The organism is Pseudomonas sp. 478, assembly GCF_003254125.1.
In the GTDB taxonomy this organism is placed as follows: Bacteria; Pseudomonadota; Gammaproteobacteria; order Pseudomonadales; family Pseudomonadaceae; genus Aquipseudomonas.
Window position 1 is genome coordinate 194,401 of the sequence record NZ_QKZG01000010.1, and the last position, 25,201, is coordinate 219,601.

Sequence of the window (25,201 nt, forward strand, 5' to 3'; positions counted from 1 at the left end):
TGAGCCTGCCTGGCCTTGAGGACAATAAGATGAAATATCGCCTGGGCGACGCCCGCGTCGAAACCCATCCGCAGAGCTGGGTCGCACCCAATGCCGTGCTGGTGGGTAAGGTCAAGCTGGAAGAGGGCGCCAACGTCTGGTTCAACGCTGTGCTGCGTGGCGACAACGAACTGATCCTGATCGGCAAGAACAGCAACGTCCAGGATGGCACGGTGATGCACACCGACATGGGTTACCCGCTGACCATCGGCACCGGCGTGACCATTGGCCATAACGCCATGCTTCATGGCTGCACGGTGGGCGATTACAGTTTGATCGGGATTAACGCGGTGATCCTCAACGGCGCGAAAATCGGCAAGAACTGCATCATCGGCGCCAACTCACTGATTGGGGAGGGCAAAGAGATTCCAGACGGTTCGCTGGTCATGGGTTCCCCCGGCAAAGTGGTGCGCGAACTGACCGAGCCGCAGAAGAAAATGCTGGAGGCCAGCGCTGCTCACTATGTGCATAACTCGCAACGTTATGCCCGCGATCTGGTTGAGCAGGAAGAATGAGCGCGCCCGAACGCCCGGTTCGATCGCCTTGCGTGAATATCTGCGCGCTGGACGAGGACGATATTTGCACCGGGTGTCAGCGCACAGTGGAAGAGATCACGCGCTGGAGCCGGATGGACAACGAAGAGCGGCGCAAGGTGTTGGGGTTGTGTCATGAGCGGGCCAAGTCCAGCGGGATTCTCTGGATGATCGGCAAAACTCCAAACCTGTAGCAGCTGGCGGAGCCTGCGTTCGGCTGCGAAGCAGTCGCAAAATCAGGCAATGCAGTCATTCAGACACACCGCGGACTCAGGATTCACGACTGCTGCGCAGCCGAACGCAGGCTCCGCCAGCTGCTACAGGATTCGCGTTTGGGTTTGGTGCTTGTTTATGGCTGAAGTACTCTGTGCGCCAAATTGACAGGCTCCCCACTCGCCCATGCTCTTCCTGATCGCCTACATCAGCAGCGTCGTGCTGATCAACTACGCCTTTTCCACCGCCCCAAACCTGGACATCATCTGGTCAGCCTGGGGAGGTTTGGTGTTCGTTTTGCGCGACATGGTGCAAACCCGTTTCGGCCATGGCGCGATCGCGGCGATGCTGGCAGCGCTGGTGTTGTCTTACGTGACGTCCGATCCCTCCATTGCGCTGGCCAGCGCCACGGCGTTTGCGGTGTCCGAATGCATCGATTGGCTGGTGTTCAGCGTCACCAAGCGTCCCTTGCACGACCGCCTGTGGATAAGTTCAGCCCTGAGCATTCCTCTCGATACCTTTATCTTCTTCGGCATGATCGATGCGTTCACCCCGGCCGTGATCCTCACCGCCATGGGCTCGAAGTTCGCCGGCGTGACCATTGTGTGGATCGCAATGGCCTGGCGTCTGCGCAAGAACGCGATTCCCGGTTAAAGCCAAACCCCTCGGTTCATGTAAAATGCCGCGCTTTCTCCCCATGGGAAGCGCGCCAGGCGTCGCGTCCCTCGATGATCCGCTTCTTGAGGACCTGAGATGACCCGTATCGGAACTCCATTGTCGCCAACCGCGACCCGCGTATTGCTGTGTGGCTGTGGCGAGTTGGGCAAGGAAGTGGTGATCGAGCTGCAACGCCTGGGCGTTGAAGTGATTGCCGTGGATCGCTACGCCAACGCGCCGGCCATGCAAGTCGCGCATCGCAGCCATGTGATCAACATGCTCGACGGCGCCGCCCTGCGTGCGGTGATCGAAGCCGAAAAGCCGCATTTCATCGTGCCGGAAATCGAAGCCATTGCCACCGCGACCCTCGTGGAGCTGGAAGCCGAAGGCTTCACCGTGATCCCGACCGCTCGCGCCGCGCAGTTGACCATGAACCGTGAAGGCATCCGTCGCCTGGCCGCCGAAGAGCTGGACCTGCCGACCTCGCCGTACCACTTCGCCGACACCTTCGAGGATTACAGCAAGGCTGTCGAAGACCTCGGTTTTCCCTGTGTGGTTAAACCGGTGATGAGCTCGTCGGGCAAAGGCCAGAGCCTGCTGCGCAGTGCCGATGACGTGAAAACCGCTTGGGATTACGCTCAAGAAGGCGGCCGTGCCGGTAAAGGCCGCGTGATCATCGAAGGCTTTATCGACTTCGACTACGAAATCACCCTGTTGACCGTGCGCCACGTTGGCGGCACTACGTTCTGCGCGCCAGTCGGCCACCGTCAGGAGAAGGGCGACTATCAGGAATCCTGGCAGCCACAAGCCATGAGCCCGATTGCCCTGGCCGAATCCGAGCGCGTTGCCAAAGCCGTCACTGAAGCCTTGGGTGGCCGTGGGCTGTTTGGTGTCGAGCTGTTCATCAAAGGCGATCAAGTCTGGTTCAGCGAAGTCTCGCCGCGTCCACATGACACCGGTCTGGTGACGTTGATTTCCCAGGACCTGTCGCAGTTCGCGCTGCACGCACGGGCGATTCTGGGCCTGCCGATTCCATTGATCCGTCAGTTCGGTCCATCGGCTTCGGCGGTGATTCTGGTGGAAGGGCAGTCCACGCAAACCGCATTCGCCAATTTGGGCGCTGCGTTGAGCGAGCCGGATACGGCGTTGCGTCTGTTCGGCAAGCCTGAGGTGAATGGTCAGCGTCGGATGGGTGTGGCGTTGGCGCGCGACGAATCCATCGAAGCCGCTCGTGCCAAGGCGACCCGCGCTTCTCAGGCTGTTGTTGTAGAGCTGTAACCGAGTCGCGCCATTCGCGAGCAAGCCCGCTCCCACACTTGACCGGTGTGAATACAGATTTTGTATACATCCAAAATCTAATGTGGGAGCGGGCTTGCTCGCGAAGCTTTTGCTTTTTCTTCAGGCCACTCGATTCAGATCGTTATTGCGCGTTTCCTTCAGGCACAGCACAGCAATCAAGCTCAGCACCGCCGCCCCCGACACATACCCGCCGACATAACTCAAACCACCCATCGCCACCAGCTTCTGTGCGAAGAACGGCGCCGCCGAGGCTCCGACAATGCCGCCCAGGTTGTAGGCCGCCGACGCACCGGTATAGCGCACGCGGGTTGGAAACAGCTCCGGCAGCAGCGCGCCCATCGGCGCAAACGTCACGCCCATCAGAAACAGCTCGATGCACAGGAACAGCGCCACGCCCCAGGTCGAACCTTGGGTCAGCAGCGGATCCATCAGGAAGCCGGACAGAATCGCCAGCACACCGCCGATGATCAGCACCGGTTTGCGCCCGTATCGATCACTGGCCCAGGCCGACAGCGGCGTCGCGGCGGCCATGAACAGCACGGCGAAGCACAGCAGCGCGAGGAAGGTCTCGCGGGTGTAGCCGAGCGTCGACACGCCATAGCTCAGCGAAAACACCGTCGAGATATAGAACAGCGCGTAGCACACCACCATCGATCCGGCACCCAGCAGCATCGGCGCCCAATATTGGCTGAACAACTCGACCAGCGGGATTTTTACCCGCTCCTGGCGAGCCATTGCGTTGGCAAACACCGGGGTTTCGTGAAGCTTGAGACGCACGTACAGACCCACCATTACCAGCACGGCACTGAGCAGGAACGGAATCCGCCAGCCCCACGAACGGAACTGCTCGTCGTTCAGGGTCATGGCCAGCGTAAGAAACAGCCCATTGGCCGCGAGGAATCCGATCGAGGGGCCAAGCTGCGGGAACATGCCGAACCAGGCGCGTTTGCCCTTCGGCGCATTCTCCGTCGCCAGCAGCGCTGCACCGCCCCATTCGCCGCCGAGTCCCAGGCCCTGGCCGAAGCGCAGCACGCAGAGCAGGATCGGCGCCCAGGCCCCGATGCTGTCGTAACCCGGTAGTACGCCGATCAGCGTGGTGCACACGCCCATCAGCAGCAACGAGGCAACCAGCGTCGATTTTCGCCCGATGCGGTCACCAAAGTGGCCGAAAAGCGCTGAGCCCAGCGGTCGAGCCAGGAAAGCGATGCCGAAGGTGAGGAACGCCGAGAGCATCTGGGCTGTGCCGGAGGTCTGCGGAAAAAATACCGGGCCGATCACCAGCGCAGCGGCAGTGGCATAGACGTAGAAGTCGTAGAACTCGATGGCCGTGCCGATGAAACTCGCGGTCGCCACGCGGGTGGCGGAGTTCGTCGGCTGCGCAGGCGCGGTGTCGTTATAAGTCGTGCTGGTCGTCATGCGGTTATCCCTGACAGTCATGTGCCCCAGTGGAGCGAATTATTATGGTCGAACACCCAGGGATGTGGGTTTGATGCGGGGTGCGGGTAGCACGGGGGTGTGGCGGGGCTTGGGTAAGCTGGGATGATTATAGGAAGGAGGCTAACGATCGAACAAGTGGCCAGGGTTGCCGATGGCTTCTGTGGCGAGGGAGCTTGCTCCCGCTCGGGCGCGCAGCGGCCGCAAAAAGGCTGGATGGGTGCTGTCAGGATAAATGCAGCGTCTGTGATTGGCCTGCTTCGCAGGCCGGCGGGAGCAAGCTCCCTCGCCACAGGTTGGGGGCAGGGTTCAAATAACTGCTGGAACTGAGCTGGTATGCCAGATCAAAACCCGCGTGACCCGATTATCTTCCGTCTCCAGAATCTCTAGCCGATAACGCCCGATCTTCAGGCATACCGCACTGTCCGGAATCGTCTCCAGGGCCTCGGTCACCAACCCGTTGAGGGTTTTCGGGCCGTCGCTCGGCAAGTGCCAGCCCAGGCTCTTGTTCAATTCGCGAATCGACGCCGCCCCTTCGATCACCAGGCGGCCATCGGCCTGAGGATGGATGTGCGGGTTATCCAGGCTGTGCTGGCTTTCGAACTCGCCGACGATTTCTTCGAGGATGTCTTCCAGCGTCACGACACCGAGCACTTCGCCATACTCGTCGACCACCATGCCCAGGCGTCGCTGTTGTTTGTGGAAATTCAACAGCTGCAGTTGCAGCGGAGTGCTTTCCGGCACGAAGTAGGGGTCGTGACAGGCTGCCAGCAGTGCCTCACGGGTCAGGCTGGCGTCAGACAGCAGATGGCGGATCTGCCGGGTATTGAGCACTGCCTCGACCTGATTGATGTCGCTGTGGAAAACCGGCAAGCGTGTGCGTTTGTTGGCGCGAAGCTGGTCAATGATTTCCTCAAGGGAGTCGTCCAGATTGACCCCGTCGACGTCACTGCGTGGCACCAGAATGTCGTTGACCGTGATGTTGTCCAGCGCATGGATGCCTGACAGCGGGTGTGGGCGGCAGGCGGCGTGTTCGTGATCGTCGTGCCGATGGTTCGGGGTCTCGTCTTCGCTCTGCTGCACCACTTTGACTTTGCGGGCGAACGGTCGCATCAGCAGCTGGCTTATGCCATTGAGCAACCAGGCGGCGGGATAGATGATTTTCAGTGGCGCGCCCAGCAAGGTGTTACCCAGGGCCAGGACGGCGTCCGGATAACGCACGGCGAGGCTCCGCGGCAGGTAGTCGGCGAACACCAGAAGCACGGCGCCAGCCCCCAGGCAGGCCACCCATGGACCGTTTTCCGCCCAAGTGAAAATCGCCAGCAAGGTGCTGATGACCACGACCAATGCGCGGCACAGGGTGTTGCAGAGGATCAGGCTGTTGAGCGAAAAGCTCAGTTTTGCCACCGGCTTGTCGCTCGAGCGCGAAGCTGTCCGCTGGGGGAGCAAGTGCTGTTGCGCAGCTTCGATGGCGGTAAACAGCCCCGACCATAAAATCAGCAGGGCCACTACCGCGAGCATCGGCCCTATGGGCAAGTCGTCCATTAATGCCGCCCGTCAGATATGCAGGATGTATTCACGAACCAGCTTACTGCCGAAATAAGCCAGCATCAGCAGGCAGAAACCGGCGAGGGTCCAGCGAATGGCCTTGTGGCCGCGCCAGCCGAGGCGATTACGGCCCCATAGCAGCACGCTGAAGACGATCCAGGCCAGGCATGCCAGCAAGGTTTTGTGCACCAGGTGCTGGGCGAAAAGGTTGTCGACGAACAGCCAGCCGGAGATCAACGACAGCGACAGCAGGGTCCAGCCGGCCCAGAGGAAACCGAACAGCAGGCTTTCCATGGTTTGCAGCGGCGGGAAGTTCTTGATCAGGCCCGACGGGTGTTTGTGCTTGAGCTGATGGTCTTGAACCAGCAGCAGCAATGCCTGGAATACCGCGATGGTGAACATGCCGTAGGCAAGGATCGACAGCAGGATGTGGGCGAGGATGCCCGGTTCTTCGTCGATGATCTGCACGGTGCCGGCGGGGGCGAACTGTGCGAGCAGCACGGTGGCGGCGCCGAGCGGGAACAGCAATATAAGCAGGTTTTCCACCGGGATCCGCGAGCAGGCCAACAGCGTCAGGGTAATCACTGCAGCGGCGATCAGGCTGGCGGCGCTGAAAAAATCCAGTCCAAGGCCAATCGGTGTCAGCAGGTGGGTGAACAGGCTGGCGCTATGAGCCAGCACGGCGAGCACGCCGAGCGTGACCAGCAGGCGTTTGTTCGCCTTGGCAGCGGTGGCCAGACGAGTGCCCTGATAGAGGGTCGCAGCGGCATATAAGCAGGCGGCGGCGAGGGTAGCTAGCAAACTGGGTGACAAGGGGAGCATAAATCCTGTTAGGCAAGCCCGAAAGGCGCTGAGTTTGGCATAGAACCCCCACAGCACGAAAGACCATGCAACCTGACGACGAGGTGTCCGCCAGACGCAGTCTTCGCTATAATCCGCGACCTGCCCACGCCGCAGGCTCGCCGAGCACATGTTTATTCCGGTCTGGGCCGCCATTATCCCGGTCTACACAGGGCCTGAAAGGATCGCGCAATGTTTGAAAACTTAACCGACCGTCTCTCGCAGACGCTGCGCCATGTCACCGGCAAGGCCAAGCTGACCGAAGACAACATCAAAGACACCCTGCGCGAAGTGCGCATGGCGTTGCTCGAAGCTGACGTCGCCTTGCCGGTCGTCAAGGACTTCGTCAATTCGGTCAAGGAGCGCGCCGTCGGCACCGAGGTGTCGCGCAGCCTGACGCCGGGCCAGGCCTTCGTGAAGATCGTCCAGGCCGAACTCGAAAGCCTGATGGGCGCGGCCAACGAAGACCTGAACCTGAGCGCCGTTCCTCCCGCCGTCGTGCTGATGGCCGGTTTGCAGGGTGCGGGTAAAACCACCACCGCCGGCAAGCTCGCGCGCTTCCTTAAAGAGCGCAAGAAGAAGTCGGTCATGGTCGTGTCTGCGGACGTTTACCGTCCGGCAGCGATCAAGCAGCTGGAAATGCTCGCGGGTGAAGTCGGCGTTACCTTCTTCCCGTCCGACCTGAGCCAGAAGCCGGTCGACATCGCGCAAGCAGCCATTAAAGAAGCAAAACTGAAATTCATCGACGTGGTCATCGTCGATACCGCCGGTCGCCTGCACATCGATGAAGAGATGATGGGCGAGATCAAGGCCCTGCATGCCGCGATCAACCCGGTCGAAACACTGTTCGTGGTCGACGCCATGACCGGCCAGGACGCCGCCAACACGGCCAAGGCCTTCGGCGATGCTCTGCCGCTGACCGGTGTGATCCTGACCAAGGTCGACGGCGACGCCCGTGGCGGTGCTGCACTGTCGGTACGCGCCATCACCGGCAAGCCGATCAAGTTCATCGGTATGGGCGAGAAGAGCGACGCGCTCGAGCCGTTCCACCCGGAGCGTATTGCTTCGCGCATCCTCGGTATGGGCGACGTGCTCAGTCTGATCGAGCAGGCCGAACAGACCCTCGACAAGGACAAGGCCGACAAACTGGCCAAGAAGCTGAAGAAGGGCAAGGGCTTCGACCTCGAAGACTTCCGCGATCAGCTGCAACAGATGAAAAACATGGGCGGCCTCGGCGGCCTCATGGACAAACTGCCAAACATCGGTGGTATGAACCTGGCGCAGATGGGCAATGCTCAAGGCGCGGCAGAGAAACAATTCAAGCAGATGGAAGCCATCATCAATTCCATGACCCCGGCCGAGCGCCGCGACCCTGAGATGATCAGCGGTTCGCGCAAACGCCGGATCGCCATGGGTTCCGGCACTCAGGTGCAGGACATCGGTCGCTTGATCAAGCAGCACAAGCAGATGCAGAAGATGATGAAGAAGTTCTCCGCAAAAGGCGGAATGGCCAAAATGATGCGCGGCATGGGCGGTATGTTGCCCGGCGGCGGCGCGCCTAGAATGTAATTAATTTACGCGGGGGCTTGCCCTTGCACCTCCCACACGGAAGTGGGATCTCCAGCAAACCCGCACTTGGCGGGAGCTGACTGGCCGTTTTCAACGACGGCTCTATAGCAAATCTTGATGGCGGCCGAAAGACCGTCGGAAAAAGACATTTGCAAAAGTCCGGATATTCCTTAGAATATGCGGCCTTTCGGGCACCTATGCCCGCTGTGCCTTTAGATTTGCAGCACCGACTACAGGAACGATGTTCACATGCTAACAATCCGTCTTGCCCTTGGCGGCTCCAAAAAGCGCCCGTTTTACCACTTGACCGTAACCGACAGCCGCAACCCGCGCGACGGTTCGCACAAGGAACAGGTTGGTTTCTTCAACCCTGTTGCTCGTGGTCAAGAAGTCCGTCTGTCCGTGAACCAAGAGCGCGTAGCCTACTGGCTGAGCGTTGGTGCACAACCTTCTGAGCGTGTTGCTCAGTTGTTGAAGGACGCGGCTAAGGCTGCGGCCTGAGCAATATGAACGCGACGCCAGCTGTTGCTGATGATTTGATCGTTATCGGCAAAATTTATTCGGTTCATGGCGTTCGCGGCGAAGTGAAGGTGTATTCCTTTACTGATCCGACTGAAAACCTGTTGCAGTACAAAACCTGGACGCTCAAGCGCGAAGGTAGTGTGAAACAGGTCGAGCTGGTCAGCGGACGCGGGAACGACAAGTTCCTGGTCGCAAAGCTCAAGGGTCTTGATGATCGTGAAGAAGCGCGTCTTCTGGCCGGTTATGAGATCTGCGTGCCGCGCAACCTGTTCCCTGAATTGACCGACGGCGAGTACTACTGGTACCAGCTGGAAGGTCTGAAGGTCATTGATCAACTCGGGCAATTGCTCGGGAAAATCGATCATCTTCTGGAAACCGGCGCCAATGATGTAATGGTGATCAAGCCTTGCGCTGGCAGCCTGGATGATCGCGAACGCCTGTTGCCCTATACAGAGCAATGCGTGTTGGCCGTCGACCTTGCCGCAGGCGAGATGAAGGTGGAATGGGATGCGGACTTCTAAACGTGGCTAACCTGCGCGTAGAAGTGATCAGTTTGTTTCCCGAGATGTTCTCCGCCATCAGCGAGTACGGCATCACCAGTCGTGCGGTGAAACAGGGGCTCTTGCAGCTCACCTGTTGGAATCCGCGAGACTACACGACGGATCGACATCACACTGTGGACGATCGCCCATTTGGCGGTGGTCCGGGCATGGTGATGAAGATCAAGCCCCTGGAAGATGCGTTGGTTCAGGCCAAGGCAGCAGCCGGGGAGGCGGCGAAGGTAATTTACCTGTCCCCCCAAGGCCGTCAACTGACTCAGTCGGCGGTACGCGAGTTGGCGAATCTGGATGCATTGATCCTGATTGCCGGCCGCTATGAAGGCATTGACGAGCGTTTTATTGATGCTCATGTCGATGAAGAGTGGTCGATTGGCGACTATGTGCTGTCTGGCGGCGAGCTGCCGGCGATGGTCCTGATCGATGCGGTTACACGACTGCTGCCTGGAGCTTTAGGGCATGCGGACTCCGCCGAGGAAGATTCCTTTACGGATGGTTTGCTGGATTGCCCGCACTACACCCGACCGGAGGTGTATGCGGATCAGCGTGTTCCCGACGTATTGCTAAGTGGCAATCACGCGCATATCCGGCGTTGGCGTTTACAGCAGTCCCTTGGTAGGACCTTTGAACGACGCGCCGATCTTCTGGAAAGCCGCTCGCTTTCTGGAGAAGAGAAGAAGCTGCTCGAGGAATACATCCGCGAGCGGGACGATAGTTAACAACGTATCGATGGTAGATCCGACGATTTACCTTAGGAGCACAGCATGACTAACAAAATCATCCTTGCACTCGAAGCAGAGCAGATGACCAAAGAGATCCCTACCTTTGCCCCGGGCGACACCATTGTCGTTCAGGTGAAAGTGAAGGAAGGCGACCGTTCGCGTCTGCAAGCGTTCGAAGGTGTTGTTATCGCCAAGCGTAACCGCGGCGTAAACAGTGCTTTCACCGTTCGTAAAATCTCCAACGGTGTTGGCGTAGAGCGTACTTTCCAGACCTACAGCCCGCAAATCGACAGCATGGCCGTTAAACGTCGCGGTGACGTACGTAAAGCCAAGCTGTACTACCTGCGTGACCTGTCCGGTAAAGCAGCTCGCATCAAGGAAAAACTGGCTTAAGTCCAGCTTCCGATGCAGAAAAAAAGCAGCCTACGGGCTGCTTTTTTGTTGCCTGCGATTTATCTTCCCTGACCGTATTGTCGGTCTTGCCTGAGCCTTTATGCCCACCATCGATCATCCTTTGATAGACCAGTTTCTCGACGCGCTGTGGCTGGAGAAAGGTCTTTCCGATAACACCCGCGATGCCTATCGCAGCGACCTGGCCCTGTTCAACGGCTGGCTGCAGGAAAAAAACCTGGAGCTGATCAACGCCGGACGCGAGCTGATCCTCGATCACTTGGCCTGGCGCCTGGAGCAGAACTACAAACCCCGTTCCACTGCGAGATTTCTCTCGGGTGTGCGCGGCTTTTACCGCTATCTGCTGCGGGAAAAGTTGATCGCGGTCGATCCGACGTTACGCGTCGATATGCCTCAACTCGGTAGGCCATTGCCCAAATCCCTGTCGGAAGCAGACGTAGAAGCGCTGTTGAAGGCCCCAGATTTGAGCGAAGCCATCGGCCAACGCGACCGCGCCATGCTCGAAGTGCTTTATGCCTGCGGCTTGCGCGTGACGGAGCTGATCAGCCTGACGCTGGAGCAAGTCAACCTGCGCCAAGGCGTGCTGCGAGTGATGGGCAAGGGCAGCAAGGAGCGGCTGGTGCCGATGGGCGAGGAGGCGATTGTCTGGGTCGAGCGTTACCTGCGCGATGGCCGCCAGGAGCTGCTTGGCGGGCGTCCCAGCGATGTCATGTTCCCCAGCCAGCGCGGCGAGCAGATGACCCGGCAGACCTTCTGGCATCGCATCAAGCACCAGGCCAAGGTTGCCGGGATCGGCAAGTCGCTGTCGCCGCACACCTTGCGCCATGCCTTTGCCACCCACTTGCTCAACCACGGCGCCGACCTGCGGGTGGTGCAAATGCTGCTCGGCCACAGCGATCTGTCGACTACGCAGATCTACACCCACGTCGCCCGCGCACGTCTGCAGGACCTGCACGCCAAACACCATCCGCGCGGATGATCACGATTCTTGTGGGAGCGGGCTTGCTCGCGAATGCGGTATGTCAGTCAAAGATGATGTCGACTGACACACCGCATTCGCGAGCAAGCCCGCTCCCACATAAGAGCCAGCGTCACCACGATGTCCCGCATCACCCGCATTCGGCCACAGGGGCCTTATGTGGTAGGCTTTGCCGGTTTGCACGATGGGCGTTTATGACCCGGTGTTTCGGCACGGGCGTTCTGATCGTCCCATTTGTCCGCCTTCAGGAGTTCTCATGCGTCTGACCCAGATTTTCGCCGCCGCAGCCATTGCGTTGGTCAGTACCTTTGCCGTCGCCGATGACGCGGCCGACAAAGCCATTCGTAAAAGCCTGGAAAACCTCCAGCTCGAGGTGCCGGTAGAAAGCATCACCGCCAGTCCGCTGCCGGGCCTGTACGAAGTCAAGCTGCAAGGCAGCCGCGTGCTCTACGCCAGCGCCGACGGCCAATACGTGGTGCAGGGCTACATGTTCCAGCTCAAGGACGGCAAACCGATCAACCTGACCGAGAAGACCGAACGCCTGGGCGTGTCCAAACTGATCAACGCCATTCCAGTCGCGGAAACCGTGGTCTACCCGGCGATCGGCGAAACCAAATCGCACATCACCGTGTTTACCGATACCACCTGCCCGTACTGCCACAAGCTGCACGCTGAAGTGCCTGAGCTGAACAAGCGCGGCATCGAAGTGCGTTATGTCGCGTTCCCGCGCCAGGGCCTGGGCTCGCCGGGTGATGAGCAGCTGCAAGCGGTCTGGTGCTCGAAAGACAAGAAAGCGGCCATGGACAAGATGGTCGACGGCAAGGAGATCAAGGCCGCCAAGTGCGATAACCCGGTTTCCAAGCAGTTCGCCCTCGGTCAGTCGATCGGCGTGAACGGTACACCGGCCATCGTTTTGGCCGACGGCCAGGTCATTCCGGGCTACCAGCCTGCGCCACAAGTCGCCAAACTGGCGTTGGGCGCGAAGTAAATTCGCATCGTCACGGTCAGCCATTGACGATCATGGTTCGGCGGCAGCGTTCGCCGGGCCATTAATAGAGAACCGCGAGTATGCGGTTGTTTTCACGGCCGGCCTTGAGTCGGCCGTTTCATGGGGAGTTCACAGTGAAACCGGTCAAAGTAGGCATCTGTGGGTTAGGGACCGTCGGTGGCGGTACCTTCAACGTACTTCAGCGTAACGCCGAGGAAATTTCTCGTCGTGCCGGGCGTGGAATCGAAGTGGCACAAATTGCCATGCGCACGCCAAAGCCTCAGTTCCAGACGACCGGTATTGCGATTACCAACGATGTCTTCGAAGTGGCCACGAACCCTGAGATCGACATCGTCATAGAGCTGATGGGCGGCTACACCGTTGCCCGCGAGCTGGTACTCAAAGCGATCGAGAACGGAAAACATGTGGTGACCGCGAACAAGGCGTTGATCGCCGTTCACGGTAATGAAATTTTCGCCAAGGCCCGCGAGAAGGGCGTGATTGTGGCGTTCGAAGCCGCGGTGGCCGGTGGCATTCCGGTGATCAAGGCAATCCGTGAAGGCCTGTCGGCCAACCGCATCAACTGGGTCGCCGGCATCATCAACGGCACCGGTAACTTCATCCTCACCGAAATGCGTGAGAAGGGCCGGACTTTCGAAGACGTACTCGCCGAGGCACAAGCCCTGGGTTACGCCGAGGCCGATCCGACCTTCGACGTTGAAGGCATCGACGCGGCCCACAAGCTGACGATCCTGGCGTCCATCGCGTTCGGTATTCCGCTGCAGTTCGACAAGGCCTACACCGAAGGCATCACCAAGCTGACCACCGCTGACGTGAACTACGCCGAAGCGCTGGGCTATCGCATCAAGCACCTGGGCGTGGCGCGCAGCACCGCGGCCGGCATCGAACTGCGCGTGCACCCGACGCTGATCCCGGCCGATCGCCTGATCGCCAACGTCAACGGCGTGATGAACGCAGTGATGGTCAACGGTGACGCTGCCGGTTCGACCCTGTTCTACGGCGCTGGCGCTGGCATGGAGCCGACCGCTTCGTCGGTGATCGCCGACCTGGTGGATGTGGTTCGCGCCATGACGTCCGACCCGGAAAACCGCGTACCGCACCTGGCGTTTCAGCCGGACTCGCTGTCGGCCCACCCGATCCTGCCGATCGAGGCTTGCGAGAGCTCCTATTACCTGCGCATCCAGGCCAAGGATCATCCAGGCGTGTTGGCGCAGGTGGCGAGCATCCTGTCGGAGCGCGGCATCAACATCGAATCGATCATGCAGAAGGAAGTCGAAGAACACGACGGCCTGGTGCCGATGATCCTGCTGACTCACCGCGTGCTGGAACAGCACATGAACGACGCGATCGCCGCCCTGGAAGCCTTGGCGGGCGTAGTCGGTCCGGTCGTACGGATCCGCGTCGAGCACCTGAACTAAGCCGTTATCGTTCACCGGGCTCGCCTGCGAGCCCGGGTTTGCGAACACTGTCTATTGGAGCCAGTCATGCGTTATATCAGTACCCGCGGCCAGGCACCGGCCCTGAATTTCGAAGACGTCCTGCTGGCCGGTCTGGCCACGGACGGTGGTCTGTACGTCCCGGAAAACCTGCCACGTTTCACCCAGGAAGAAATCGCTTCCTGGGCCGGCCTGCCGTATCACGAGCTGGCCTTCCGGGTGATGCGCCCGTTCGTGACCGGCAGCATTCCTGATGCCGATTTCAAAAAGATCCTCGAAGAAACCTACGGCGTGTTCTCGCACAACGCCGTGGCACCACTGCGTCAGCTGAACGGCAACGAATGGGTGCTGGAGCTGTTCCACGGCCCGACCCTCGCGTTCAAAGACTTTGCCTTGCAACTGCTGGGTCGTCTGCTCGACTACGTGCTGGAGAAACGTGGTGAGCGCGTAGTGATTGTTGGCGCCACCTCCGGCGACACCGGTTCGGCCGCCATCGAAGGCTGCAAGCACTGCGAAAACGTCGACATCTTCATCCTGCACCCGCACAACCGTGTGTCCGAAGTGCAGCGTCGCCAGATGACCACCATCTTCGGCGAGAACATCCATAACATCGCCATCGAAGGCAACTTCGATGACTGCCAGGAAATGGTCAAGGCCAGCTTCGCCGACCAGAGCTTCCTCAAAGGCACACGTCTGGTGGCTGTGAACTCGATCAACTGGGCGCGAATCATGGCCCAGATCGTTTACTACTTCCACGCAGCCCTGCAGTTGGGCGGCCCGGCGCGTTCGGTATCGTTCTCGGTGCCGACCGGCAACTTCGGCGATATTTTCGCCGGTTACCTGGCGCGCAACATGGGCCTGCCGATCAACCAGTTGATCGTCGCCACCAACCGCAACGACATCCTGCACCGCTTCATGAGCGGCAATCAGTACGTCAAGGACACCCTGCACGCCACGCTGTCGCCGTCGATGGACATCATGGTGTCGTCGAACTTCGAACGCCTGCTGTTCGACCTGCACGGTCGCAACGGCGCAGCGATCGCCGGGCTGATGGACACCTTCAAGCAGGGTGGCGGTTTCAGCGTCGAACAGGAACGCTGGACCGAAGCCCGAAAGCTGTTCGATTCGCTGGCTGTGGATGATGCTCAAACCTGCGAAACCATCGCCGAAGTCTTCGAGCAAACCGGCGAGCTGCTGGATCCGCACACCGCCATCGGTGTGAAGGCGGCGCGCGAGTGCCGTCGCAGCCTGGATATCCCGATGGTGATCCTTGGTACGGCGCATCCGGTCAAATTCCCGGACGCTGTGGAAAAAGCAGGCGTAGGAAAAGCGCTCGAACTGCCTGCACATCTTTCTGATTTGTTTGAGCGAGATGAGCGCTGCACCGTGCTGCCAAATGACTTGAAAGCCGTGCAGGCCTTTGTCAGCAAGCATGGCAACCGCGGCAAGCCTCTGTAACCAATTAAAACTGTCACATTTTGAAGCCCGTCTCCTGACGGGCTTTCTCATTTCTGCATGCCACACTTGCCGGGTTTCGTAAATGAAGAGCCGCCCATGAAGGGCGGGCGAGACGATTACCAAGGAAGTGGCAATGCTGTTTTTCAGAGGGTTAAAACCAGCCGCGTGCTGGATGTTTTTTTTAGTCGGCACCCTGGGCTTTGTTCAATGGGGGAGCGCGTCGCAATTGGCGGCAACCGATTCCAAAGGATCGGTTGCTGGCCCAAGGATCGAGCTGGATGCTCAGGAGTTGAAATGGATTGCCGAGCATTCAAAAGTCATCGTCGCCTCGGTGCAATACCCGCTGTACCTGTTCAAGGATGAGCACGGCCACTGGAACGGCTTGAACAATGATCTGCTCAACCGCATCAGCGCGATGACGGGATTGCAGTTTGTTCACGAAGAATCGTTTTCTACCGATCAGTTGCTCGGGCGACTGGAAAGTGGCGCAGCGGACATGAGCACGACGCTGGCGATGAATGACGAACGCAAGACGTTTCTGGATTTCAGTCATGCGTTCGGTGGAGCTGGCTGGGTGTTCGTCGGGCGGGCCGGGGCGCCAGTGGTGCAATCCCTGGATCAGCTGTCGGGAAGGGTTCTGGTGTTGCCGACCCGGCATGCGCTGGAGGCCACGATTCTCCGGGACTATCCTGACATCGAGCTGCGCTCGGTTAAAACCTACGCGGAGGCCCGGGCGCTGGTCGAGAGCGGTGAGGCCTATGCCACCATCGAAAACGAAACCGGCGCGCAACTCTATCCGTCCGGGCAGCTCAAGGTCGGGTATACGGTGGAGGGCAAATGGGAGGCGGACCACCTGGCCGTACGCAAAGGTCAGCCTCAGCTGTCGAGCATCCTCAACAAGGCGCTCGAGGCGCTTGATCCTGCCGAATTGCGCGCCATTCGCCTGAAATGGCTCAATGGCATTGCCCCCGTCAAGGTGCCCGGCACCTGGCACCGACTCGCCGAGTGGGGCTGCTGGGGAATGTTTATCGCCAGCCTGTTCGGCCTGTTGTCCCTGCTCTGGAACCGACGGCTCACGCTATTGATCCAGCAACGCCTGGATGCCGAGAAAAGTCTGAGTGATCAGCTCGCCTTCCAGCATGCGTTGATGGACGCCATGCCCGATCCGATGTTTGTTCGTGATCTGGAAGGGCGTTTGATCATGTGCAACAAAAGTTATGAGGAGGGCTTGTCGACCCGTTTCGACCAGGTTCAGGGACGACAGCTGATTGAACTGGACGTCTTGCCCAAAGAGACCGCCGAACTGCTGCATGCAGAGTTCATGGCCCAGCTCGGTACGCGCAAGACGCGCTTCAGTGAGCGTCAATTGATGTTCAACAACGGCGTCAGGCATATCTATCAGTGGACGGTGCCTTTTTACGGTGCCGACGGACAATTGCGGGGCTTGCTGGGAGGATGGACCGATATCGGCAAGCGCAAGCAACAGGCATGACGCGGCTGTTTTTTATCTGTCATCTTGGCCGTGCATGCTCTATTGACCCGAGGCGCAGGTTTCCCAGCAGTCGGTATCCAGAACTTTCTTCTCGAGCCAGTGGTCATTTACTGTAGGTACGCCCCAGGCACTTTGTTTTCGGACTATTGAGTGGTGATCGAGATGGAAAGTATCAGTCTATTGCTCGGTGAAGCTCTGAGCCCGTATCAGGTAACGTTGACCCCGTCGGGAACCCATGGCGAACGCCTGGTGACACTGAAAAATGCGACCGGCGCGATCGTGGTCGAACGGGTGTTCAATCAGGCCCAACTGACCAGCAAACGTCTGCTGACGGATGTCGTCGACGGATTGCATCGCGACGTGCTGATCGCCGAAGGCAGGCTGGAGCCCTGCGTCATCGCGGCATTACGCAATGCTGCACAGGACAAGATCCTGGCCAACCGTAATTGAATTGTTTTTTGTGGGAACCTTCCTGCGCTTAGGTCAGTCAGACCTTGTAACAGCAGGATCAAGCATTGTGCTCCGGTGCTTGTAGCTTGCTGCCACTGGTCTTTATGTAGACCACGTTTAACCCCGAGTCGTCTCCCCACTTCTCGGGGTTTCTTTTTGCCTGCGATTTGTCATTGCTCGGCCTGGCGCTCAAAAAACGCTTTGGTTTCTTTTAGGTATTCGCTGCGTCTTTGCGGGTCCAGCCAGTCAGCGTATTGCTGATCCAGCCGATCGTGCGGCATGGTGCGTAATAGCTGGTTTATCTCATTGATCGCCTTTCGGCCTTGAGGTGTATTGGAGCAACCAATGTGCCCGGACAGGTATTTACCGGTGCCCTTGACCGGATAGAACTCCAACTGGTCGTCGGCGATTTGTGCCTGATTGGCCTTATAGCGAATTTCCGGCCAGTACCCCAAAACCACCTGCAAGCGACCCAGGCGCTGCATCTGTAACAGACTGCCGAGGGCGTCGTTGCCGTAGTGGCGTGTCAGCGCATCGGGCAGAGCCTGTTTCAGCAGCGTGTCGAGGAATTGACCGTAACTGCGCTCAGCCACCACACCGACTTTCTTTCGACCGCTGGCCAGCATTGCCGCCAGATCGACTTCACCGTCGACAAGAAACGGTTCCAGCACCGCTCGGTCTTCCTGCCGCACGACCAGACCATTGCTGACTGCACGGAAGGCCGGAATGGAGAACGTAATCCACTGTTCCCGCTCCTGGGTCCAGATCAACGAGGGATCGCACGTAAACGACGCTTCGTGGAGCATTTGCATGCCGCGGGCTCGGTTGACCCGCATCAGGGCGTGTTGGTATTGCGGCATGCCGGCGATCAACAGCGGCAACATTTGATCGATGATTCCCTGTCCTTTTTTCGGACCTTCAAGAATCATCGTCGGTGGCAAATCGCGCAGCAGCCAGATCAGCGTCTCTTTGGGTTGCGCCCAGACGGTAGAACTAAGGCACGACAATAAGATGAGCGTCGCCAAAACCCGCCAGCCGTGGGCGTGATCGAGTGCTGATGAAAGCAGGCGCCTCAGCTTAGATGGCCCCGTCTTCACGCAGCTTTGCGATCTGTTCCCTGTCATAACCAAGATCGTTGAGTACCTGCGCATTGTGTTCGCCCAACTGCGGCCCGACCCATTCCGATGTTCCGGGTGTCTCTGAGAGTTTCGGCACGATTCCCGGCATCTTGAAATCTTTGCCGTCCGGCAACTTGGCCTTCAGGAACATTTCCCGGGCCAGGTACTGCGGATCACTGAACATATCTTCTGCACTGAAGATCCGGCTGGCCGGTACGTCGGCCTGATTCAACTGCTCAATGATGGCGTCCAGCGGCAGCGAGTTGACCCAGCGATCAATCACCCCATAAATCTCGTCGCGACGGCTATCACGTCCGTCGTTGCTCGCCAGCGCAGGGTCGTTGGCCAAGTCCTCGCGACCAATAATCAGCATGAAGCGTTTGAAGATCGCATCGCCATTGGCGCCGATCTGCACATGTTTGCCGTCGGCACTGGTGTGGATCGAAGAGGGCGTGATGCCCGGCATGATGTTGCCGGTGCGTTCGCGGATGAAGCCGAACACGTCGAATTCCGGGACCATGCTTTCCATCATGGCGAAGATCGCTTCATACAGCGCCACATCCACCACTTGGCCAAGGCCACCGTTGACCTCGCGATGACGCAGGGCCATCAATGCGCCGATCACACCCCACAACGCAGCAATAGAGTCACCGATGGAAATCCCGGTGCGTACCGGTGGCCGGTCTTCGAACCCGGTGATGTAGCGCAAGCCGCCCATGGATTCACCGACGGCGCCAAAGCCTGGCTGATCCTTCATCGGCCCGGTCTGACCGAAACCCGAGAGGCGCACCATCACCAGTTTCGGGTTCAGTGCGTGCAAGACTTCCCAACTCAGGCCGAGCTTTTCCAGCACGCCAGGGCGAAAGTTCTCGATCAGGATGTCCGCCTCGCTGAGCAGTTTTTTCAGGATCGCCAAGCCGTCGGGGTGTTTGAGGTTCAGGGTCAGGGATTTCTTGTTGCGCGCCTGGACGAACCACCACAGCGAGGTGCCTTCATACATTTTTCGCCATTTGCGCAACGGATCGCCGCCATCGGGGGACTCGATTTTGATCACCTCGGCACCGAACTCTCCGCAAATGCGCGAGGCAAACGGCCCGGCGATCAGCGTACCCAATTCAATGACTTTCAGCCCTGAGAGCGGTTTTCCGGTGAGCGGCATGCTGGATCCTGTAGGACAAAGGTTGAGCGAAGACAGGGTTTTAACATAGCCGAACGTCAGACGACCAAGGTTGATCGCCTTCAATTCGTGGATTGCCTACCGCATCGGTTAGACTTGCCGCCTTTCCCCGTATCAAGAAGCCCGTTCATGGCCCAGCCGTCCACGACCTACAAGTTTGAACTGAACCTTACCGACCTCGACCGCAGCGTGTACGAGAGCGTGAAGCAGACCATCGCCCGTCACCCTTCGGAGACCGAAGAGCGTATGACCGTGCGGCTGCTGGCCTACGCCTTTTGGTACAACGAGCAGTTGTCGTTCGGTCGCGGTCTGTCAGACGTGGACGAACCTGCCCTGTGGGAAAAGAGCCTGGACGACCGTGTCCTGCACTGGATCGAAGTCGGCCAGCCAGACGCTGATCGCCTGACCTGGTGCTCGCGTCGCACCGAGCGCACCAGCCTGCTGGCCTACGGCAGCCTGCGCGTCTGGGAAACCAAAGTGATCCCGGCGATCAAAAACCTGAAAAACGTACACATCGCTGCTGTTCCCCAGGACGTGCTGGAAACCCTGGCCAAAGACATGCCCCGGGTTATCAAGTGGGACGTGATGATCAGCGAAGGAACGATTTTCGTCACCGACGACCGTGGTCAGCACGAAGTCCAGTTGCAGTGGCTGAGCGGCGAACGCGGCTGATTATTCGCTGCTGGTCCGCGTTATCCGGTTTTATCCTACGTATTCAAGAGAAGCACCTGTCACCCCATGCGCATCGAACCTCGCCTGTTGCCCGACACCCTGCCATTCCTCGGTGATCTGCCGCCGCTGCTGACCCGGCTGTACGCGGCTCGTGGTGTGCAGACCGAGGCTGAACTGGACAAGAGCCTGGCGCGGTTGATCCCGTTCCAGCAACTCAAAGGCATTGATGCAGCGGTGGATTTGCTGGTGACAGCGCTCGAGCAGCGTCAGCGGATTCTGATCGTCGGTGACTTCGACGCCGATGGGGCGACGGCCAGCACCGTGGGCATGTTGGGCTTGCGCCTGCTGGGCGCGGCGCACGTCGACTACTTGGTGCCGAACCGGTTCGAGTACGGCTACGGCCTGACGCCGGAAATCGTTGAAGTGGCGCTGACCCGTACACCCCAGTTGCTGATCACTGTGGACAACGGAATCTCCAGCGTTGAAGGCGTGGCAGCGGCGAAAAAGGCCGGGCTCCAGGTGCTGGTCACCGACCACCATTTGCCCGGTGACGAGTTGCCGTTGGCCGATGCCATCGTCAATCCGAACCAACCGGGTTGCGAGTTTCCGAGCAAGGCGCTGGCCGGCGTCGGGGTGATTTTCTATGTGCTGATGGCTTTGCGTGCGCGTTTGCGCAGCCTCGGCTGGTACGAGAGCAAGCCGCAGCCGAACATCGGCGAGTTGCTGGACCTTGTGGCCCTGGGCAGCGTCGCCGACGTGGTACCGCTGGATGCCAACAACCGGATTCTGGTGCACCAAGGCCTGGAGCGGATTCGCGCCGGGCGCGCGCGGCCGGGGATCAAGGCGATCCTCGAAGTCGCCAAGCGTGACCACACGCGCATCACCTCTACCGACCTGGGTTTCATTGTTGGCCCGCGTCTGAATGCGGCGGGGCGTCTGGATGACATGAGCCTGGGCATCGAATGCCTGCTCACCGAAGACGCTGGTCTGGCGCGTGAAATGGCCGCTCAACTCGACGGCATGAACCAGGACCGCAAATCCATTGAGCAGGGCATGCAGCGTGAAGCGCTGGCTCAACTGAAGGATTTGCCGGTCGAGTCGATGCCGTTCGGCTTGTGCCTGTTCGATCCCGAGTGGCACCAAGGTGTCATCGGAATCCTCGCATCGCGTATGAAAGATCGCTATTTTCGCCCGACTATTGCCTTTGCCGATGCCGGCGATGGCTTGCTCAAGGGCTCGGGCCGTTCGGTTCAGGGTTTTCATATTCGCGACGCGTTGAGCGTGGTGGCGGCGCAGCATCCGAATCTGATCAGCAAATACGGCGGCCATGCGATGGCCGCCGGCCTCACGCTGCCAGAGGCGAATTTTCCGTTGTTCGCCGAAGCCTTTGACGCGGAAGTGCGTAGGCAATTACGCGAAGAAGACCTGACCGGGCGATTGCTGTCGGACGGCACGCTAGCGGTCGAGGAATTTCACCTGGAACTGGCCCGCGCCCTGCGTCATGCCGGACCCTGGGGGCAGCACTTCCCGGAGCCGTTGTTCCACGGTGTGTTCCAGCTGATCGAGCAGCGAGTGGTCGGCGAGCGGCACCTCAAAGTGGTGCTGAAGAGTGAATGTGGCTCGGTAAAACTGGATGGCATTGCCTTCGGAATCGACCGCGACATCTGGCCGAATCCGACCATCAAGTGGGTGGAATTGGCCTACAAACTCGACCTCAACGAGTTCCGTGGCAACGAGACGGTGCAGCTGATGATTGCCCACATCGAACCGCGTTGAACCCTTCACGAGCAAGCCCGCTCCCACAGGATTTGCGCAAACCCTGTGGGAGCGGGCTTGCTCGCGAAGGCGATCTCCCTCACGCCAAATTTCCCCGGAACCCGCCCTCATCCCCCGATGTCGACTAGTCTCTAAGCACTGCTTGATTATCCTTGTGACGTCTTGTCGAATTTTTTGCCCGCGGGGGCGGGTGCTGCACCTTTTTCCTGTCACTCGTCGACTTTCAAACAGAACCCTGGAGCCTGCCCACTGATACGAGAGGTGCCCCATGAGTCTGCTGCTTGAACCCTATACCCTTCGCCAATTGACCCTGCTCAACCGAATTGCGGTGTCGCCGATGTGCCAGTACTCCAGCGTTGATGGACTGGCCAATGACTGGCACCTGGTCCACCTCGGCAGCCGCGCTGTCGGCGGCGCCGGCCTGGTGTTTACCGAAGCCACGGCGGTCACGGCCGACGGGCGCATCACCGCCGAGGACCTCGGCCTGTGGAACGATGAACAGATAGAACCGTTGCAACGCATCACGCGCTTCATTGCGGCACAAGGCGCTGTGGCCGGCATTCAGTTGGCTCACGCCGGGCGCAAGGCCAGCACCCATCGGCCGTGGATCGGCAAACATGGCAGCGTCAAACCCGAAGACGGTGGCTGGATTCCAGTGGGCCCTTCGCCGATTGCTTTCGACCCGCAGCACACACATCCCAAGCAGCTCGATGATGGCGAGATCGCTGAGGTCATTCAGGCCTTTGTCGCTTCGGCCAAGCGAGCGCTGACCGCCGGTTTCAAAGTGGTGGAAATACACGCCGCCCACGGCTACCTGTTGCATCAGTTTCTTTCGCCCCTGAGCAATCAGCGGCGCGATCAATATGGTGGTTCGTTCGAGAATCGCATCCGGCTGGTGCTGCAAGTCACCGAAGCGGTGCGTGCGGTGTGGCCTGAAGAGCTACCGCTGTTCGTGCGGGTGTCGGCCACCGATTGGGTGGAAGACGGCTGGAACCCGGATGAAACCGTGGAGCTGGCGCGACGCCTCCATGCGTTGGGCGTAGACCTGATTGACGTCTCGTCGGGCGGTACGGCGGCCAACGCCGAGATTCCTACAGGTCCCGGGTATCAGACCCGCTTCGCTGAACGTGTGCGCAAAGAGTCAGGTATTGCCACCGGCACGGTAGGAATGATCACCGAGCCAGCACAGGCCGAGCACATTCTGCGCACCTGCCAGGCTGACATCATCTTTCTCGCCCGTGAGCTGTTGCGTGATCCGTACTGGCCGCTGCATGCCGATGATGACCTGGGGGGACGCAAGGCCATCTGGCCAGCGCAGTATCAGCGGGCCACCCATCGTGAACAGCCGATTCATGAGTCGGATTTGCGCGACTGATTGATGCGCTGAAAACAAAAAGCCCCGATCGAGTTGATCGGGGCTTTTGCATTTCTGTGCACTGAGGTTTGTTGTCTGTCAGGCCCTCATCGCGAGCAGGCTCGCTCCCACATTGGATCTCCATGAGACACAGCTCCTGTGTCCGACGATGATCACCTGTGGGAGCGAGCCTGCTCGCGATGGGGCCAGCCCAGACACCCAATTACCCTCAGGTGTACTTACGCTTATCCGGTGCCGGCGGGAAATACTGGTACAACCAGGTCTCACTCAACGTCCGGTCATTGGTGCGAATGAACAACCGCAGCTCAACCGGAGCCACGCTGTCATTGGTCGGGTACCAGTCAAAGGTAATGCGGTAACCCTTGATGTCATCCAGCACCAGCACGTTGAAATCCTTCACCTGCCCATTCGAGCACGTGACCACCGGCTCGATCCCCGCGCCTTCCGGCAAGCGATCCAGACCGCCTCCGGTGAAGTCCACGGCAAACCGTCGAGCCCAAACCTCTGGGTAGTGCTCGCCAGGGGCCCAGCCTTCGATGAAGCCGCCCATGCCTGAACGAGTGGCGTTGACCCGCGCCAACGGCGTGCCGACCGGTGGCAGTGCGCTCCAGTACAGCTTGTAGCCGTAGTTCAGTGAGTCGCCGGCCGCGACCGGTTTTTTCGGGGTCCAGAATGCGACGATGTTATCCAGGGTTTCGCCCGTCGTAGGAATTTCCAACAGATCGATAGAGCCTTCGCCCCACGCGGTCGTAGGTTCTACCCACAGGCTCGGACGCTTGCTGTACCAGTCGACGGTGTCTTGATAGCTGTCGAACTCATGATCGGTCTGCACCAGACCGAAACCTTTCGGGTCGGTGTCGGCGAAGGCGTTGAATTGCAGGGTGGCCGGGTTGTTCAGCGGGCGGCAGATCCACTCGCCGTTGCCGCGCCACATGGCCAAGCGATCAGAATCGTGGATTTGCGGGTGAATCGTGTCGCACATGCGCCGTTCATGGGTGCCGCAGCTGAACATGCTGGTCATCGGCGCGATGCCCAGTTGTTCGATGGCAGTGCGCGCATTGATGTGGGCATCGATGCCCATGACGACCTGGCTGGCCTGACAATCGATATCGAAACGGTAGGCACCGGTGGCGCTCGGTGAATCCAGCAGGGCGTAGACCACGAAACGGGTGCTGTCCTTGTCCGGGGTCTCGAACCAGAACTTGGTGAAATCCGGGAATTCTTCACGCTTCTTGGCATAGGTATCGATTGCCAGGCCGCGCGCCGACAGACCGTACTGGCCTGAGGCATCGACCGCACGGAAATAGCTGGCGCCGAGGAAGGACAGCACGTCGTGCTGGTCCAGCTCCGGGGCCTTGAACAGCTTGAACCCGGAAAACCCCAGGTCGCCCGTGAGCTGTTTGGTATCGACCGTGGTTTTTTCATAGTTGAACAGGGACGGGCGGAAATGCACCTCCCGCGCCTGACGCGTCTTGGGGTCGACGCTGTACATGCGCACCGGCTGCTTGAAACCCATGCCCACGTGGAAAAACTGCACATCCAGCTGACCATTGAGGTCATTCCACAGCGAGTGGTTGCCGTCGTAGCGGATCGCGTTGAAGTTCTGCGGTGTCATGGTCGCCAGGGTCGGCGGCAACACCTGCTTGGTGTCCTGATAGCGATTGCCGGCGAGTTGCTTGGCCTGGATCTTCAGCGCTTCGAAGTCGAACGCCTGAGCCTCGCCATCCGCCGCGCCGGTGCCGGCCCAGGCCCGCGAAGCCAGCAGGCCGGTGGCTGATAATCCGGTGTAGGCAGCGATGGCCATGGATGCTTTGAGCAAATTCCTGCGGTGCATAAGTTCAACCTGTCGTGAACAATCCCGCGCCGTTCCTGGCACGTGCTGGATCAAAAATAAAGGTTCGGACATGCCTTCGGC

The 25,201-nt window shown here is 59.4% G+C and carries 24 protein-coding genes; 18 read left to right on the plus strand and 6 right to left on the minus strand.

What is annotated here, in order from left to right:
* Positions 1-29: 29 nt before the first annotated feature.
* The 4 genes from DFS28_RS21630 (at position 30) to purT (ending at position 2,720) form a co-directional block, all read left to right on the plus strand.
* Entirely contained in the window at positions 30-554 is a 525-nt protein-coding gene (locus tag DFS28_RS21630; protein ID WP_007954617.1) for a gamma carbonic anhydrase family protein, read from the plus strand.
* Positions 551-766, plus strand: coding sequence for a DUF1289 domain-containing protein (locus DFS28_RS21635; RefSeq protein ID WP_111451371.1), 216 nt, complete (start codon positions 551-553; stop codon positions 764-766). Before DFS28_RS21630 ends, DFS28_RS21635 begins: the two co-directional genes overlap by 4 nt.
* A 205-nt stretch (positions 767-971) precedes the next feature.
* The gene (locus DFS28_RS21640; protein ID WP_111451372.1) at positions 972-1,439 is read left to right on the plus strand and encodes a VUT family protein; all 468 of its coding nucleotides are present in this window, start codon (positions 972-974) and stop codon (positions 1,437-1,439) included.
* Between the two features lie 99 nt (positions 1,440-1,538).
* Entirely contained in the window at positions 1,539-2,720 is a 1,182-nt protein-coding gene (gene purT / locus DFS28_RS21645; protein ID WP_111451373.1) for a formate-dependent phosphoribosylglycinamide formyltransferase, read from the plus strand.
* Positions 2,721-2,840: 120 nt separating this feature from the next.
* On the opposite strand, the gene DFS28_RS21650 is transcribed toward purT, so the two are convergent.
* From DFS28_RS21650 to DFS28_RS21660, 3 genes are all read right to left on the minus strand, one after another.
* Positions 2,841-4,157 carry an MFS transporter gene (locus DFS28_RS21650; protein WP_111451374.1) on the minus strand — a complete coding sequence of 439 codons (1,317 nt, stop codon included), beginning with the start codon at positions 4,155-4,157 and terminating at the stop codon, positions 2,841-2,843.
* A gap of 327 nt (positions 4,158-4,484) precedes the next feature.
* Positions 4,485-5,720, minus strand: coding sequence for a transporter associated domain-containing protein (locus tag DFS28_RS21655; RefSeq protein WP_111451375.1), 1,236 nt, complete (start codon positions 5,718-5,720; stop codon positions 4,485-4,487).
* A gap of 12 nt (positions 5,721-5,732) precedes the next feature.
* Entirely contained in the window at positions 5,733-6,545 is an 813-nt protein-coding gene (locus tag DFS28_RS21660; RefSeq protein WP_111451376.1) for an inner membrane protein YpjD, read from the minus strand.
* A 210-nt stretch (positions 6,546-6,755) separates the two neighbouring features.
* Here DFS28_RS21660 and ffh point away from each other — a divergent pair, with 210 nt between their 5' ends.
* The 11 genes from ffh to DFS28_RS21720 all read left to right on the plus strand — a co-directional run bounded on the left by ffh (position 6,756) and on the right by DFS28_RS21720 (position 17,168).
* Positions 6,756-8,132 (plus strand): signal recognition particle protein, encoded by a 1,377-nt coding sequence (gene ffh / locus DFS28_RS21665; protein WP_008151618.1) that lies wholly within the window; start codon positions 6,756-6,758, stop codon positions 8,130-8,132.
* A 249-nt stretch (positions 8,133-8,381) separates the two neighbouring features.
* Positions 8,382-8,633 carry a 30S ribosomal protein S16 gene (gene rpsP / locus DFS28_RS21670; protein ID WP_007944872.1) on the plus strand — a complete coding sequence of 84 codons (252 nt, stop codon included), beginning with the start codon at positions 8,382-8,384 and terminating at the stop codon, positions 8,631-8,633.
* Between the two features lie 5 nt (positions 8,634-8,638).
* Entirely contained in the window at positions 8,639-9,175 is a 537-nt protein-coding gene (gene rimM, locus DFS28_RS21675; RefSeq protein ID WP_111451377.1) for a ribosome maturation factor RimM, read from the plus strand.
* A complete protein-coding gene (gene trmD, locus DFS28_RS21680) occupies positions 9,157-9,930 on the plus strand; it encodes a tRNA (guanosine(37)-N1)-methyltransferase TrmD (RefSeq protein ID WP_173667518.1) in 774 nt (257 codons plus the stop codon). Before rimM ends, trmD begins: the two co-directional genes overlap by 19 nt.
* Before the next feature lie 45 nt (positions 9,931-9,975).
* The gene (gene rplS, locus DFS28_RS21685; RefSeq protein ID WP_003175895.1) at positions 9,976-10,326 is read left to right on the plus strand and encodes a 50S ribosomal protein L19; all 351 of its coding nucleotides are present in this window, start codon (positions 9,976-9,978) and stop codon (positions 10,324-10,326) included.
* A 100-nt stretch (positions 10,327-10,426) separates the two neighbouring features.
* Positions 10,427-11,323 (plus strand): site-specific tyrosine recombinase XerD, encoded by an 897-nt coding sequence (gene xerD, locus DFS28_RS21690; protein WP_111451378.1) that lies wholly within the window; start codon positions 10,427-10,429, stop codon positions 11,321-11,323.
* Between the two features lie 256 nt (positions 11,324-11,579).
* Entirely contained in the window at positions 11,580-12,311 is a 732-nt protein-coding gene (dsbC, locus tag DFS28_RS21700; RefSeq protein ID WP_111451379.1) for a bifunctional protein-disulfide isomerase/oxidoreductase DsbC, read from the plus strand.
* Positions 12,312-12,445: 134 nt separating this feature from the next.
* A complete protein-coding gene (locus tag DFS28_RS21705) occupies positions 12,446-13,750 on the plus strand; it encodes a homoserine dehydrogenase (protein WP_074880855.1) in 1,305 nt (434 codons plus the stop codon).
* Positions 13,751-13,816: 66 nt separating this feature from the next.
* Entirely contained in the window at positions 13,817-15,226 is a 1,410-nt protein-coding gene (gene thrC / locus DFS28_RS21710) for a threonine synthase (RefSeq protein ID WP_076029878.1), read from the plus strand.
* 133 nt (positions 15,227-15,359) lie between these two features.
* Positions 15,360-16,718, plus strand: a complete 1,359-nt coding sequence (locus DFS28_RS21715) for a transporter substrate-binding domain-containing protein (RefSeq protein WP_111451380.1) — start codon at positions 15,360-15,362, stop codon at positions 16,716-16,718.
* Positions 16,719-16,880: 162 nt separating this feature from the next.
* Complete coding sequence (locus DFS28_RS21720) at positions 16,881-17,168, plus strand: DUF3509 domain-containing protein (RefSeq protein ID WP_111451381.1); 288 nt, start codon at positions 16,881-16,883, stop codon at positions 17,166-17,168.
* A gap of 170 nt (positions 17,169-17,338) precedes the next feature.
* Here the strand turns inward: DFS28_RS21720 and DFS28_RS21725 are convergent, their stop codons facing one another.
* A complete protein-coding gene (locus DFS28_RS21725) occupies positions 17,339-18,265 on the minus strand; it encodes a TIGR02285 family protein (RefSeq protein WP_111451382.1) in 927 nt (308 codons plus the stop codon).
* Positions 18,246-19,445, minus strand: a complete 1,200-nt coding sequence (locus DFS28_RS21730) for a CaiB/BaiF CoA-transferase family protein (protein ID WP_111451383.1) — start codon at positions 19,443-19,445, stop codon at positions 18,246-18,248. Before DFS28_RS21730 ends, DFS28_RS21725 begins: the two co-directional genes overlap by 20 nt.
* A 147-nt stretch (positions 19,446-19,592) precedes the next feature.
* Between DFS28_RS21730 and DFS28_RS21735 the strand changes: the two genes are divergently transcribed.
* From DFS28_RS21735 to DFS28_RS21745, 3 genes are all read left to right on the plus strand, one after another.
* Positions 19,593-20,135 carry a YaeQ family protein gene (locus DFS28_RS21735; protein ID WP_008151638.1) on the plus strand — a complete coding sequence of 181 codons (543 nt, stop codon included), beginning with the start codon at positions 19,593-19,595 and terminating at the stop codon, positions 20,133-20,135.
* A 66-nt stretch (positions 20,136-20,201) separates the two neighbouring features.
* The gene (recJ, locus tag DFS28_RS21740) at positions 20,202-21,911 is read left to right on the plus strand and encodes a single-stranded-DNA-specific exonuclease RecJ (RefSeq protein ID WP_111451384.1); all 1,710 of its coding nucleotides are present in this window, start codon (positions 20,202-20,204) and stop codon (positions 21,909-21,911) included.
* Positions 21,912-22,179: 268 nt separating this feature from the next.
* Positions 22,180-23,286: an NADH:flavin oxidoreductase/NADH oxidase gene (locus DFS28_RS21745; RefSeq protein WP_033056387.1), complete on the plus strand. Its 1,107-nt coding sequence runs from the start codon at positions 22,180-22,182 to the stop codon at positions 23,284-23,286.
* Between the two features lie 208 nt (positions 23,287-23,494).
* On the opposite strand, the gene DFS28_RS21750 is transcribed toward DFS28_RS21745, so the two are convergent.
* Entirely contained in the window at positions 23,495-25,120 is a 1,626-nt protein-coding gene (locus DFS28_RS21750; RefSeq protein ID WP_008151641.1) for a glucan biosynthesis protein D, read from the minus strand.
* Between the last annotated feature and the right edge of the window lie 81 nt (positions 25,121-25,201).

Bases quoted from the DNA above. Each gene is read 5' to 3' on its own strand.
- purT (WP_111451373.1), top strand. From the start codon at position 1,539: ATGACCCGTATCGGAACTCCATTGTCGCCAACCGCGACCCGCGTATTG.
- DFS28_RS21735 (WP_008151638.1), top strand. From the start codon at position 19,593: ATGGCCCAGCCGTCCACGACCTACAAGTTTGAACTGAACCTTACCGAC.
- DFS28_RS21730 (WP_111451383.1), bottom strand. From the start codon at position 19,445: ATGCCGCTCACCGGAAAACCGCTCTCAGGGCTGAAAGTCATTGAATTG.
- DFS28_RS21650 (WP_111451374.1), bottom strand. From the start codon at position 4,157: ATGACGACCAGCACGACTTATAACGACACCGCGCCTGCGCAGCCGACG.
- rpsP (WP_007944872.1), top strand. From the start codon at position 8,382: ATGCTAACAATCCGTCTTGCCCTTGGCGGCTCCAAAAAGCGCCCGTTT.
- rimM (WP_111451377.1), top strand. From the start codon at position 8,639: ATGAACGCGACGCCAGCTGTTGCTGATGATTTGATCGTTATCGGCAAA.
- dsbC (WP_111451379.1), top strand. From the start codon at position 11,580: ATGCGTCTGACCCAGATTTTCGCCGCCGCAGCCATTGCGTTGGTCAGT.
- DFS28_RS21750 (WP_008151641.1), bottom strand. From the start codon at position 25,120: ATGCACCGCAGGAATTTGCTCAAAGCATCCATGGCCATCGCTGCCTAC.
- rplS (WP_003175895.1), top strand. From the start codon at position 9,976: ATGACTAACAAAATCATCCTTGCACTCGAAGCAGAGCAGATGACCAAA.
- recJ (WP_111451384.1), top strand. From the start codon at position 20,202: ATGCGCATCGAACCTCGCCTGTTGCCCGACACCCTGCCATTCCTCGGT.
- DFS28_RS21745 (WP_033056387.1), top strand. From the start codon at position 22,180: ATGAGTCTGCTGCTTGAACCCTATACCCTTCGCCAATTGACCCTGCTC.
- xerD (WP_111451378.1), top strand. From the start codon at position 10,427: ATGCCCACCATCGATCATCCTTTGATAGACCAGTTTCTCGACGCGCTG.
- ffh (WP_008151618.1), top strand. From the start codon at position 6,756: ATGTTTGAAAACTTAACCGACCGTCTCTCGCAGACGCTGCGCCATGTC.
- DFS28_RS21630 (WP_007954617.1), top strand. From the start codon at position 30: ATGAAATATCGCCTGGGCGACGCCCGCGTCGAAACCCATCCGCAGAGC.
- thrC (WP_076029878.1), top strand. From the start codon at position 13,817: ATGCGTTATATCAGTACCCGCGGCCAGGCACCGGCCCTGAATTTCGAA.
- trmD (WP_173667518.1), top strand. From the start codon at position 9,157: ATGGGATGCGGACTTCTAAACGTGGCTAACCTGCGCGTAGAAGTGATC.
- DFS28_RS21655 (WP_111451375.1), bottom strand. From the start codon at position 5,720: ATGGACGACTTGCCCATAGGGCCGATGCTCGCGGTAGTGGCCCTGCTG.
- DFS28_RS21715 (WP_111451380.1), top strand. From the start codon at position 15,360: ATGCTGTTTTTCAGAGGGTTAAAACCAGCCGCGTGCTGGATGTTTTTT.
- DFS28_RS21640 (WP_111451372.1), top strand. From the start codon at position 972: ATGCTCTTCCTGATCGCCTACATCAGCAGCGTCGTGCTGATCAACTAC.
- DFS28_RS21720 (WP_111451381.1), top strand. From the start codon at position 16,881: ATGGAAAGTATCAGTCTATTGCTCGGTGAAGCTCTGAGCCCGTATCAG.
- DFS28_RS21635 (WP_111451371.1), top strand. From the start codon at position 551: ATGAGCGCGCCCGAACGCCCGGTTCGATCGCCTTGCGTGAATATCTGC.
- DFS28_RS21660 (WP_111451376.1), bottom strand. From the start codon at position 6,545: ATGCTCCCCTTGTCACCCAGTTTGCTAGCTACCCTCGCCGCCGCCTGC.